11 protein-coding genes and 2 pseudogenes are annotated in these 11,489 nt (G+C 66.5%); 5 read left to right on the forward strand and 8 right to left on the reverse strand.

Annotation, left to right across the window (positions count from 1 at the left end):
• Positions 1-49 precede the first annotated feature (49 nt).
• The 4 genes from AC5P09_RS22175 to AC5P09_RS22190 all read right to left on the reverse strand — a co-directional run bounded on the left by AC5P09_RS22175 (position 50) and on the right by AC5P09_RS22190 (position 2,454).
• Positions 50-190: a hypothetical protein gene (locus AC5P09_RS22175; protein ID WP_493875570.1), complete on the reverse strand. Its 141-nt coding sequence runs from the start codon at positions 188-190 to the stop codon at positions 50-52.
• A 164-nt stretch (positions 191-354) separates the two neighbouring features.
• The gene (locus AC5P09_RS22180; RefSeq protein WP_493875571.1) at positions 355-765 is read right to left on the reverse strand and encodes a DUF6896 domain-containing protein; all 411 of its coding nucleotides are present in this window, start codon (positions 763-765) and stop codon (positions 355-357) included.
• A gap of 496 nt (positions 766-1,261) precedes the next feature.
• Positions 1,262-1,732 (reverse strand): NUDIX domain-containing protein, encoded by a 471-nt coding sequence (locus AC5P09_RS22185; RefSeq protein WP_493875572.1) that lies wholly within the window; start codon positions 1,730-1,732, stop codon positions 1,262-1,264.
• A 2-nt stretch (positions 1,733-1,734) separates the two neighbouring features.
• On the reverse strand, positions 1,735-2,454 hold the full coding sequence (locus AC5P09_RS22190; RefSeq protein ID WP_493875583.1) for an XRE family transcriptional regulator: 720 nt from the start codon (positions 2,452-2,454) through the stop codon (positions 1,735-1,737).
• 280 nt (positions 2,455-2,734) lie between these two features.
• On the opposite strand from AC5P09_RS22190, the gene AC5P09_RS22195 reads away from it, so the two are divergent.
• Entirely contained in the window at positions 2,735-2,977 is a 243-nt protein-coding gene (locus AC5P09_RS22195) for a hypothetical protein (RefSeq protein WP_493875573.1), read from the forward strand.
• Positions 2,965-3,210 carry a DUF7848 domain-containing protein gene (locus AC5P09_RS22200; RefSeq protein ID WP_493875574.1) on the forward strand — a complete coding sequence of 82 codons (246 nt, stop codon included), beginning with the start codon at positions 2,965-2,967 and terminating at the stop codon, positions 3,208-3,210. The genes AC5P09_RS22195 and AC5P09_RS22200 overlap by 13 nt, the downstream gene beginning before the upstream one ends.
• Before the next feature lie 245 nt (positions 3,211-3,455).
• On the opposite strand, the gene AC5P09_RS22205 is transcribed toward AC5P09_RS22200, so the two are convergent.
• Positions 3,456-3,935: a hypothetical protein gene (locus AC5P09_RS22205; protein WP_493875584.1), complete on the reverse strand. Its 480-nt coding sequence runs from the start codon at positions 3,933-3,935 to the stop codon at positions 3,456-3,458.
• Positions 3,936-5,013: 1,078 nt separating this feature from the next.
• Here AC5P09_RS22205 and AC5P09_RS22210 point away from each other — a divergent pair.
• From AC5P09_RS22210 to AC5P09_RS22220, 3 genes and pseudogenes are all read left to right on the forward strand, one after another.
• Positions 5,014-6,291: pseudogene (locus tag AC5P09_RS22210) on the forward strand (IS481 family transposase); the annotation flags it as partial.
• A 1,969-nt stretch (positions 6,292-8,260) separates the two neighbouring features.
• Positions 8,261-8,593, forward strand: coding sequence for a hypothetical protein (locus AC5P09_RS22215; RefSeq protein ID WP_493875575.1), 333 nt, complete (start codon positions 8,261-8,263; stop codon positions 8,591-8,593).
• Positions 8,593-8,921, forward strand: a pseudogene (locus AC5P09_RS22220) (hypothetical protein). Before AC5P09_RS22215 ends, AC5P09_RS22220 begins: the two are co-directional and overlap by 1 nt.
• A gap of 138 nt (positions 8,922-9,059) precedes the next feature.
• Here AC5P09_RS22220 and AC5P09_RS22225 read toward each other — a convergent pair.
• From AC5P09_RS22225 to AC5P09_RS22235, 3 genes are all read right to left on the reverse strand, one after another.
• The gene (locus AC5P09_RS22225; RefSeq protein WP_493875576.1) at positions 9,060-9,224 is read right to left on the reverse strand and encodes a hypothetical protein; all 165 of its coding nucleotides are present in this window, start codon (positions 9,222-9,224) and stop codon (positions 9,060-9,062) included.
• Between the two features lie 250 nt (positions 9,225-9,474).
• Positions 9,475-9,921 (reverse strand): hypothetical protein, encoded by a 447-nt coding sequence (locus AC5P09_RS22230; RefSeq protein ID WP_493875577.1) that lies wholly within the window; start codon positions 9,919-9,921, stop codon positions 9,475-9,477.
• A gap of 200 nt (positions 9,922-10,121) precedes the next feature.
• Positions 10,122-11,489 (reverse strand): polymorphic toxin-type HINT domain-containing protein (locus AC5P09_RS22235; RefSeq protein ID WP_493875578.1); only part of this gene is annotated, 1,368 nt, incomplete at its 5' end.

Consider the following 11,489-nt stretch of genomic DNA (forward strand, 5'->3'; position numbering starts at 1 on the left):
GCAAGCGGGGAGTGGGGCCCTGCAACGGAGGGCCCCGCGTCACACCCTGTCACCAGGGCGGACACGGCCGGCCAAGTTCATCCCGCTTGCCGTCCATCGTCTCGACGACTTCCATCGACTCGTAGTCGTTGTGGTCGCTCAGGATGATCAGGGCCATGAACTGACGCCCTTGGACGGAGAACGATCTCATAGCCATCCCTCGAACTGGGCTCGACCGCCGCGCGTGCACTTCTGCGCAGTAACTTACGGTGCAGACCGCAGAGACCAACTCCATCGCCGAATAGGCCTTCGGCTGGGAACGGGGTTCGGCGCGCGGCTTCGGACGACTCGAAACTCTTCGTCAGGCATGGCCTGTCATTCGGTGATGCGGAACCATCCCGACTCCGGCTCGTCGAGGATTCCCTGACGCGCCATGTCCCGGCACGCCTGTACGAGGCCCTCTCTGGACGGCACTGGGTCCAGGTCGGCGCTTCGCGCGAAGACCTCCAGGCGCCAGGCGTCGAATGCCTCCGACCCGTCCAGGAGCAGGTCCATGTCGACCTCGGTCCCATCGGGTCCGGCCATCCGGCATCCGCGGCCGTGGACCGCGTACGAGAAGCCGGTGTCCGAGCGGGCCCTTCGGTCGAGCTCTCCCGCCCGGACCGCCTTGAGGACGTTCTCCAGCCCGTCGAACTGGGGATAGGTGCCCGCCAGCTCCGTTCTGATGAGCTTGTGCGCGCGCAGGAAGGAACGCACGCAGGTCTCGGCTTCGCCCGACTGGCTCACCGTCGCCTCCGTCCTCTGCGCTCCTCGGGGAAGTCCCCGCCCCTTTTCGACAGACGCCCAGACCACTTCGTCGGCGGATTTGTAGCCGTAGGCCTTGACCTCGTCAAAGCGTAAGGGCTCGATAGCGAACGTCGATCCCCGCCTTCTTGGCCGCCGAGACCCGATGGTGGCCATTGATGACGTGGCGCCTGTTCACGTGCTCGAAGACCTCGATGGCTCACCGACCCAGCCGTCCCTGGACATGCTGTCGGCGATCGTGTCGACGATCGCCCGGTCGGCCTTGCCCCCGAGCTGCTCCGTCCGCTCCAGTTGGTGAGGGCTGATGGAGCAGTTGTGCACCAGGACCGTTCGGCACCCGCCAGCACGTAGTACGTGTGCTACGCGAAGCCTTCGACCTGCTTTTTCGCAGGTCAAGTGCGGTTTGCTGGTCCGGTGACATGCCCGGGTGTCCGTGGTTGTCCGGGATTGTTGCCGTCACCTACTGCCGTCAGCCGGTTCAGCCGAGGTACGGCTTCTCGCGCTGTTCCAGGAAGTGCTGGATCCTGAGCCGTTGGGTGTGGTGCATCGGCAACTGCTCGATCTCTTCGGGCGGTACGAACCGGAGTTCGGTGGACTCGTCGGAGATCTCCAGTCGGCCGCCGGCGATGCGGGCGGTGAAGCAGACGTTGAACTGTCGCCGGACCTCGCCGTCGGTGTAGGCGATGATGTGTTTCGGGTCGGTGTAGGTGCCGACCAGGCCGGTGATCTCGACGTCGAGGCCGGTCTCTTCCTTGACTTCGCGGACGGCCGTGCCGGGCAGGGAGTCGGTGAGGTCCATGCCGCCGCCGGGCAGCGCCCACAGGTCGTTGTCGCGACGGCGCTGGAGGAGGATGCGCCCGTGGTCGTCGGTGACGACGGCGGAGGCGGCGACAACCATGCTGTTCGGCTTGGGTGCGTTCGGGTCGGCGTAGTACTCGGTTCGCACCACGGTCAGCCTTCCTCTCGTACGGGCGTCGCCGTCGCCCACACCGCGTCGAAGCTCTCTGCGTAGGTGTCGAACATGCCGCTCTCCTGGTGTCGGCGAAGATGCCACACGGGGGCTGCGTAGGCGTTGACGCCCCAGACGTGGGCGTTGACGAGTTGCTGGTCGTCGGCGCGGTAGAGGGAGTTGTAGAGCATGGTGGCGTGGGTGCGGACTTCGATGCCGGGGGTGCCAGCGAGTGGCCTGTAGTGCATGAGGGCGAGGCGGCAGCGGGATTCGATGCCGTGGCCGAACCGCTCCTCCTGGCCGCGGGCTTGGACGTTGTCGCTGTCGGCGTCCCCGATCGCGATGCGGACGTTGCAGCCTTCGGCGGCGCGTTCGGTGAGGAGTTCGTTCAACCGCGGGTACGCCTCGTGGAGGAAGACGGCCGCGTACACGAGGATGTCGATCCGTTCCCGGGCCTGGGCCAAGAGGTCGGTGAACGTCGAGACGGGGATGTCGGCCCGCTGCTCGTAGAGCGCGACCAGTTCGGGGCTGATGGCGCGGGCGGGGCGGGCTTGGCGCAGTGCCGGCCAGAGTGCGTGCACGTCTTCTCCCAGGGCTTTGGCCGCCTGCAGGGCTGTGGCACGGCGTGGGGTGCGCCCGAGGTTCACCCAGCGCTCGACCGACTTGGGGTCGATCTCGACCTCCTGGGCGAGGGCGGCGTACGTCCAGCCTCCGGCTGCCATGACGGCTCGTAGTCTCTCGTTCGGCACGAGTCTCCCCCTTGGTCTCAGGACGGCACCAGGGACGTTCTACATGGTGCGGGACGTCCCGGAGTGGGGTTTGGTGGAGGTTCCTTCGTCCTGGCGACCGGCGTGAGGATCGGTGCCGACCCTGTGGCACCGACAGGCCCAGGGGCACGGCCCACGCCACCGAGGAGCGTCACGTGCGAATGAGCGCCATGCCATGTGTTCCCGCCCTGCGACTGGTTGCCCGGTCGCGGACCGCCTCGCCGGGGTGGTCACGATGACGGACCGCAACCCTGATGCGATCCAGCACACCGCTTCGCCTGCTGTGGGTGCCGTGATAGTCGACCGGCGGAACGGCAAGGTGGGCGTGGTGATGGGGCATGTGGGGCCGTACGTGCAGCTTCGGCCGCCGCGCGGGGGCCGGGAGTGGGACGTGCCGCCCCAGGATGTCCGCCCGCCGACCCCGGCCGAGGAGTTGAGCGCCAAGGTTGCCGTGGCCAACCGGAGGTGGGGACGGTGACTCCTCGCTCGGTCCTGCGCTACGAGACCTGGACTCTCCAGCCCGACCGCGAGCCGGACGCGGAGCCGGTCCTGTACGCGATGCAGTGCGCCGTGGACGGAGAGACCTCACCGACAAGCGAGGACTTCACCGAACCGCAGAACTGGGTGCTGCGGCACTGCGGTCAGAACCCGTCCCACCACACCTACCGGGAGATCATCACCCGGCCCTGGCGCACGTGGCGACAAACGTGACCCGCCCTGCTCGCCCAGGCGCCGCACAGCACTGACCCACCCAACTCCTGTTGCCACGTCAACTCCCGCCAGGCGCGGACGATCTACGCGATCCCGGAACTTGCAACCGCCCTGCCCACCCTGTCCATACGGACGCCAGCACACTCACCCATCGGTGAACGGCACATCAAATATCAGCGTTACGTACGGAAACTGTGAGAACGCCCTGCCGATTCCTCAGCAGGGCGTTCTCACGAGTTCTGTACTTAGCCTGACGGAATCGTCACCACCGTCACTTGTCCATCCATTAGGCATTCGATGAGCACCGAACCGCCAAGCGGGTGGATCCAGAAGTGCGGCCCGGCGTCCAGGATGTCCCGCGCATGTCGCACCGCGACATCCGCAGGCATGGTCACGGTCGGCATCAGGTAGTTGCCCCAGATGACGGCGATCCGCTCACCCCACTGTACGTTCGAGGAGAGCAGCTCCGCCGCCATCCTCGTCCAGTGCTCCTCATCGTCCCACCAGAGGCGGTCTTCGAACGGAGTGGACTCGAAGTCGATCACGTCGCCGGTGGCAGCCGGAAATCTGCTCAGCGTCGCCGCCGCCAGTGCGCCGTTCTCGGCGAGATCCAGCTTCACCACCTGCCGGCCGTCATCGTCATGGGGGTCGTTCATGAAGTCCGGAAGGTATTCCGGATGTCTCCCATAAGAACTACCGCCGGTCATACGTTCCGCCTCAACCACGTCGAAATACTCCCGCCAGGGAACCTTATCGCCCATTTTCGAACCGACGCGCCCTTACCCGTCATCACATTGATGTGCGGGCCGATTCTGCCGTCGGTATCCAGACGGAACGATCTGTATTCCCCTCCGCTGGTCGCGGTGAACCCGGTGTCCCTGCCGAAGGTGTCGACCGCAGACTCCATCGTCCCCTGTCGACGCTGCCACGAACCGGTGTCGATAGGCCCCACGATGTCCAGTGGCCTGGTTTCTGGCCTGTTCGAACGAGTCCCTATCCAGGACAACCTCGCTACGGGGCTTCTCCGGGTCGCACCTGCAAAGATCGGAGTGCCCGGGTTGTGATCCACCACAGTTGTGAACGAGTACCGGCGTTGCCCCCGCCAGCACGTAGTACGTGTGCCTGCTGAGGTGCTGTCATCTGCGTTTTCGCAGGTCAATTCGGTCAGTCCGTGGGTGTGCGTGGAAGTGCCATGTTGTGCGCCCCTGTTGCCGTCAGACGGCTATGTGCGTGAGGTCGGCTGAGTGGGCTTTGGCCGGTGCCCTGTTCGGGTTGGGGTCGGGCATGGCCAGGGGGCCGTACGCTGGCCGGCAACTCGGGCAGGCTTTGGGCCTGCCCGGAATTTGAACAAGTGGCCCCCTGGCCTTGCCCGACGCGGACCCCGAGCCGAACAGGTGGGTAAAGCCCACGGAGCCGACCGGCCCCACCCACGAGCTGCGCACCGGCCAACGCCTAGCCGCTGCCTCGCCGTCGGCCTGGCCCCCAGCCGTGTGGGAACGCCCGGACTGCTTCGCGCTTCTGGTCATCCGCTGCGCTGTCTTTGCGCGGCCTGGTCGCTGGCCGGCCCGCGGTGGCGGAGCCGAGAGCGGGCCGGGTGGGCGGCCGTGCCGCGCGCGACCCGCGTCAGCGGGTCGCCTTGAAGACGTAGAGAAAGTTTGGACGCATTCCGCCTTGGTGCTATGTCCGATCCCGGGTGATGCTTGACAGTTCGATCCCAGCTGATGGTTGACAGTGGCCGTGATCGGGTTTTCTGTGCGCGTTGTTTCGGCGCGTGTGGGGAGGCCGGGATTGGCGTTGGTGGAGTTGTCGGTTGTCGAGCAGAGATACCGGGCTGTTCTGGCGGTGCTGGCGGGTGCGACGGTGACGGAGGTCGCCGCGTCGCTTGGTGTGTCCCGGCAGACGGTCAGCGGGTGGAAGTCCCGGTATGAGGCCTTCGGTCTGGCTGGGCTGGCGGACCGTTCGCGTAGGCCGGCCTCGTGTCCGCATCAGGCCTCTGCCGAGGTGGAGGCGGCGGTGTGCGAACTGCGGGGTAAGCATCCTCGCTGGGGTCCGCGGCGGATCGCTCATGTGCTGGAGCGGTCCGGGGCAGTCACGCCGGTGCCGTCGCGGATGACCGTGTATCGGATCCTGGTCCGCCATGGCCTGGTGGAGCCGGGGGTCCGGCGCCGGAAGCGGTCGGATTACAAGCGCTGGCAGCGGGACGCTCCGATGCAGTTGTGGCAGATGGACATCGTCGGCGGGGTGGTGCTGGTCGACCCGGTGACCGGTGAACTGACCGAGGCCAAGGTTGTGACGGGTGTGGATGACCACTCCCGCTTCTGCGTGATCGCTTCGGTGGTCGAGCGGGCGACGGGACGGGCGGTCTGCGCGGCGTTCGCCCGGGCCTTGCAGGCGTTCGGGGTGCCGGAGGAGGTGTTGACGGACAACGGCAAGCAGTTCACCGACCGGTTCGGGCATGGTGGTGAGGTGTTGTTCGACCGGATCTGCCGGGAGAACGGGATCGCGCACCGGCTGACCCAGCCCGCCTCACCGACCACGACGGGTAAGGTCGAGCGGTTCCATCAGACGTTGCGGCGTGAACTCCTCGACGACTGCGGCGCGTTCGAGAGCATCGAAGCAGCGCAGGCGGCGCTGGATGCGTGGGTTCAGGAGTACAACTCCGTCCGGCCGCATCAGGCCCTGGACATGCAGTCCCCGACGAACCGGTTCATCCCGGTTCCTGAGCAGGAACGGGACGTCCTGGGCCTGAAGATCCCCGGAGTACTTGCACTGGTGCCGCAGCAGCGGACGGCTCCCGCTGCGGTGCCGGGTCCGGTCGAGGCGGCGCCTGCTCCTGCCTCTCTTCCTTTGGTGGTGGAGGTGGACGAGGGCGGGCCGGTGGAGTTCGAGCGGGTGGTGCCCGCGAGTGGGAATCTGCAGGTCGCGGGCAAGCAGTTCTGGCTCGGCCCTTCCCGCTCGGGGCTGACGGTGACGTTCTGGGCCGACACCTCGGTGATCCATCTGCTGATCGCCGGGATGCGGATCAAGAGCGTGCGTTCGCATCTGTCCGTGGCTGACCTCGCGCGGCTGGCCGCCCGGGGAGGACGTGCGGCCGGACCGGCCCCGCTGCCCGCCGGCGACGCGGCGGCGTTCGAGGTGGACCGGGTCGTGAACAACAGCGGCCTGGTGAACCTGGGCGGGCACCAGGTGCTGGCAGCGGAGATCCTCGGCGGCCGGCAGGTGGGCGTCCGGATCGAGGGCGAGACGATGTCGTTCTTCGACCCGTCCTCGCGGGAACTGCTGCGGGTGCGGCCCAACCCGCTCAGTTCCGCCGAGGTCCAGCGGCTGCGCGGCCTGCGGCCCGCGGGCCCGCCGCCTCGGCCCCGCGTGGAGCCGGTCCAGGTCCAGCGGCGGATCAGCGCGGTGGGCACGGTCATGGTCTGCCGACAGGTCGTCTCCCTTGGCCGCCCCTACGCAGGCCGGACCGTAACCGTGCACGTGTCGGACTCGACGATCACCGTCGAGCTGGACGGCCAGATCCGGGTCGTCCGCCGCACGACCGACGTCCCGGTCCGTAACGTGAAAGCGAACAAGCCCCACAAGGGTTCCTATGTTGTCCAGGCCCACCGTCAAGCATCAGGTGAGACCAGAACGTCAAGCATCAGCTGGGATCCGACACCGCTTCGGCGGTGCCTCGGGGTCAGCGGTGAGGGCATGCGGCTGGGTTGTTTTTCGACTGCGTTGGGCTCGGCAGGCGCGGGTCTGGTGGCAGGCGGGGCAATCACGGTTCGACTGATCCGAGGGTGTCGTTCAGGGGTACCGTCTGAGTGTTGCCGCAGAACGGAGTTCATCGTGATGCAGAGCATCGAGGAGCACACCGGGGCTCGGGTCGCTCGTATCCGTAAGCAGCGGGGGTTGACGCAGCAGGGGCTGGCGATGCGTGCCAGTGTCTCCACCTCCGAACTGCTGGGGCAGCCGTACGCCGATGAACTGCGCCGGGACCGGATGGACGCACTGATCCAGCCCATTCGTGAGGGACTGGAAAAATGGGACATCCCTCTGAACTGGGAGACGGCTCCGCGCCCGGCCGCCTTGATCTGGCCAGATGTCCATCGGGCTCTGGAGCAGCGCCGTCAGGCTCAATACACGGACATGGTCCGGGACTTGCCCGGCTTGATCGACGAGTCGGTGCAGACGGTGCACACCAGTACCGGGGAGGAACAGCGGCTGGCCTACGAGTGTCTGGCGGAGACGTTCCGGTGTGTGTTCACCGTGGCGTGGAAGCTCGGTTTCCTCGATCTCGCGACCGTCGCGCTGGACCGGTTGGCGTGGACTGCACCGCGCGCCGATGAGCCGGGGCTGGCTGCCATGCACGCCTTCCTGCGTGCGCAGACCACCATGTCGTCAGGCCGGTACGACGTGGGTCTGCGAGTGGTCGACAGAGGACTGCGGGACCTCGATGGCCAGGAGTCTCGCCGCCCGGCGGGCATTGAGGCGATGCGGGGCATGCTGCACCTGCGCGCCGCGACCATCGCGGGCCGCATGAAGGACCGGGACCACGCCGACGCCCGCCTGGCCGAGGCCCACGCCCTTGCCCAGGCCACAGGGGAGTTGCCCGACTTCGGCGTCACCTGGGGCCCGGTGAACGTCGGTGTGCACGCCGTGGCCATCGCCTCGGAGGCCGACGACTTTGGGCGCGCGATCGAACTCGCCGAGGATGTACGGATCCCGCGCGGCTGGACCCGCTCCCGGGCCGGGCACCACTGGATGGACCTCGGCCGGGCCCACGCCTGGGCAGACCATCCCGAGCAGGCGCTGGACTGCCTGCACCAGGCCCGGCGCATCGCACCGCAGCAGACCCGCTACCACCCGACGGTGCGGGAGACAGTCCTGGCTCTCAAGCGGCGTGAACGGGCCCGAAGCAGTTCCCTGTCCCAGTACGCGGAGTGGGCGGGATCTAGCAGTTTCCGGGGCTGGGGAGTTGCACGGTTCGGTGCAACTGCCTTGCACCACCAGTCGGCAGGCTGACATCTCGTCAGTACCCCCGCGACCGGGCGAACGGTCCGGGGGCGTGGCCAACGCCGATTGGAGCGTCGACATGCCGCACTGTATCGCCCATATCTTCGAGCCGCTGTTGCGACTTGTGTGGCCCGCTGAGGGGCGCCATCGCAGAGCAGACCGCCGGTCTTCCGCAGCCCACACCAGCACACCAACCAAGTGCCTGCCGCACGTATCCATGCCGCCATTGCGGGGCGAAGAGATCGGGATCGTCCGCCCCTACCTGGTCGCGCACGAGCGGCGGGAGCCGCAGCGGCAGAGGGTTCGGCGGCGCGCATTGTGGCTGGCGGTGCACGGCATCGACGTTGGTCCCCGGCTGATCCACGGTGTGGAGGTGACGGCGTGATGAGCCTGACCGGTGAACTGCGGCTCCTGCCGTGGGCGGGGCCCGAGGGCAAGCCGTGCTACCTCTCCAGCGACGGAGCCGGGTTCATGTCCCGCCTCGCCGACCAGACGGAAGCGGTCCAACTCGGCCTGGCCGGTGAGCTCATCAAGGAAGCGCAACAGCTCCTCGCCGATCGTGTGGGACGCCCGGTGAGCTCCACCTGCTGACGGTCCAGTTGACCGAGGCACTGGCGAATGCTCACCGCATTGCGGTGAGCCGTGGCGCACGCCTGCCCATGCCCGACTTCGAAGACCCCGAAGCCTTCGATGACGAGGGCGAAGTGATGTGATCTTGGCGTTCTACCCGTCCGACGCGACTGATCTGCCAGCTAGGCCCCGGCGCGACGGGCACCGGGCAGGACGGATCAGAAAGAGAGTCCCCGGAGGGATCGCTTGCCTCCGGGGGCTCCTGCATTCCGGTGGCCGTCTCAATTGGCGTCGCGGTCTTCGGCGCCGCCGCGCTCCAGGCGCTCGACGCGTTCTTGCAACTCGTCGATCCGTTCCAAGGCACGTTCGAGCTTGTGGGCCAGGTCCCCGTCCGCCGATGGGAACGCCCCGCCGGGGACACCAGGCGCCGTGGGCGATGCATCCACGGACAACGACGACCCCGACGACCCGCCCATCACAGCCGCCGTCCGCTGACGTTGCCGTCAAACTACTGCCGTCACCTCACGCGGAAGCCCCGCCGGGGCGCATCCGGCGGGGCTTCGAGTTTGCTACTGCTATTCACTACGAGGGCTGCGGGATTGAGTATCACCTCACCCAGTAGCCAATGTGCGAGTGACGCAACGTCAGATGGTCCGAAATCGATCACGTTCCACCTTCCGAGACAAAACCATGAACCTACCTCGATCCGGATGAGAAGGTGACAATGGGGCCATCTTCGGAACGGATAACCCGAACATCGAAACTCCGGTGGGGAAATTCGGCAGACAACGCAGCACCCCAAGTTTTTGCAACACATGCGGCAAAAAAATTCTGCGCCTGCCAATCCTCTTCGACATCATCCGAATCGACAATCTGCCAGACTCGTAGCTGATTCAGCGTCGCCTCAATTTTTCGGATGTCACCAGAGAGGCTCTCGCGCCAGGCTTTAAAATTCGATTCTTCGTATGCCCGATCCCACAGCACGCACCCCTCCACTTCAACAAACCGCGGCCAGAAGATCCGGGAGAGTGCCACCATCATTCCCAGATCACCATGACCTTTCACATAATCTAGGTAATCAACGCCCCCTCCCCATTCCTCCACCCATGACTTAATTCCAGGGTAATCCATCGGGTCATTCACGGATAGCTCCTCGCGTCACTTGCGTAGGGGGTCGGTCATTCGGGTCACTCAGAGAGATGGAGGTAAACCCACAGAGGTTCATAAATTCAGAGACCTCAGGCGCCCGCCATGTTGTTGCGAGCGCCTGAGGTGGTGCATTTCTATCAGTATTCAATTATTTATGAACGGCTCGCATGTCAGCCATTCATATTTGACTCGGCCTACCGGCAGCCGCATAGCTCCTCTTCGGGGCGTAGCGGCCGCGGTAGCTTTGCCCAGTTGCGGAAAACCTGGCCCGTTTTTGGATTGACGTGCTTAACCATGTCGAGAATGTGTGGGGCCGGTATGCCGGCATGCGGTGCTGAGTCAGGATCGAGGTCCGCGCGTTGGGAAATTGCGCCTTCCTCATCATACCGCGCATACGCGGTAACCGTCCCATCCTCTTTCTGGCGGAAAAGCGTTTCCCCAGGATTAGCAGTCTTGGGAAAGCGTCCGCTGACGTGCCGCGCACCTGAGAGGCTCAACCCTCCTGTATTGCAGTTGTGAACGAGAACCGGCGTTGCCCCCGCCAGCACGTAGTACGTGTGCACGTCCGTGACGGTCAGGTTGTGGACCGTGGCCTTCTTCGCCGTCCACGCCTCGACCGTGCCGATCTGGATCCAGGTGCCTGAGGACGTCTGGACCCACTGCCCCGGCTTCAACTGGCCCGCGTCGACCCATTCCCGCAGGGACGGCACCCAGAAGGGGTGGCCGGCCGTCGCGGTGACGGTCGTGGTCTCGGCCTTGGCGGAGGAGCCGTCGTGGATCTTCAGCGTGATCCTGACGAGGTCCTTACTGCCCTTGCCAATGATCGTCGCCGTGGCCGTCTGGACGGAGGTCTTGCCCGTCTTCGGGTCGGTGGCGATGACCTTGTCGCCGACCTTGACCTTCTCGATCGGCTTGGTCGAACCGTCGGCCATCAGCACCTTCGTACCAGGTACGAAGCTGTTGGCGCCGCCGGCGGCCGTCTCACAGGCCGCTGACTGGACCTCTTCCTTGACGGTCTCCTTGACCTCCTTCGCAGCCTTCTTCACCGCCCGCTTCACCTGCGACGGCTTGGGACGCGGCTTCGGCTGGGAACGGGGCTTGGCGCGCGGCTTCGGGCGTGCCGCCGCCTTGCGAGCCGCCGCACGGCGTGCTGCTGCCCTCTGCGCCGAGGCGCGTGCCGCACGGGCACGGGCCTGGGCTGCCGCACGACGGGCCGCCGCCCGCTTGGCCGCCGCTCGCTTGGCCGCCGCCGCCTTCCGGGCCGCCTCACGGCGGGCCTTCGCCGCCGCGCGCTTCGCGGCCTCGACCGCCCGCTTGCGAGCGAGGGCCGCGGCTCGACGGGCCGCCGCCTGGGCCGCCTTGCGGGCCGCGATGATCGCCGCCCGGCGGGCCGCCGCGCGGATCGCCGCCTGGATGGCGATACGGGCCGCGATTCCGATCAGGATGGGGAAGAAGGTCCCGGACGGGTCGGAGAAGGTGGCCGGTGCGTTGTTGCTGTAGGCGTACGGGTTCATCGTGGCCGGCTGGCCGTAGTCGACCATCGGGTCGACCTGGATGAACCG

The organism is Streptomyces sp. a15 (genome assembly GCF_059026085.1).

Excerpts from the sequence above, each read along its gene's own strand:
- AC5P09_RS22175 (WP_493875570.1), bottom strand. The coding sequence starts at position 190 with ATGAGATCGTTCTCCGTCCAAGGGCGTCAGTTCATGGCCCTGATCATC.
- AC5P09_RS22190 (WP_493875583.1), bottom strand. The coding sequence starts at position 2,454 with ATGGCAGCCGGAGGCTGGACGTACGCCGCCCTCGCCCAGGAGGTCGAG.
- AC5P09_RS22195 (WP_493875573.1), top strand. The coding sequence starts at position 2,735 with ATGACGGACCGCAACCCTGATGCGATCCAGCACACCGCTTCGCCTGCT.